Annotated in this window: 1 pseudogene; it reads left to right on the forward strand. The window is 24.7% G+C overall.

Features of this window, described 5'->3' with window-relative positions:
* Positions 1-15: 15 nt before the first annotated feature.
* A pseudogene (locus tag G3997_RS05605) lies at positions 16-198 on the forward strand (IS982 family transposase); the annotation flags it as partial.
* Between the last annotated feature and the right edge of the window lie 21 nt (positions 199-219).

Raw genomic sequence — 219 nt, forward strand, 5'->3', positions numbered from 1 at the left:
AGGAGGGCTACAATAATGTTGGAGCTTAATAATTATTATATCCAAGACGTAGAAAATTTAACTGACTTATTTACTATAATTTTTACAATAGTTGATGATATATATAATGATATTATACCTATAAGTATTAGAAATAGACGTAATATCAAAGATAGTAAACTTTGCGATAGCGAAATAATAACTATAAGTATAGTTGGTTAACTTCTAACTATAGATTCA

Origin of the sequence: Romboutsia sp. 13368, assembly GCF_018336475.1 — a bacterium.
In the GTDB taxonomy this organism is placed as follows: domain Bacteria; phylum Bacillota; class Clostridia; order Peptostreptococcales; family Peptostreptococcaceae; genus Romboutsia.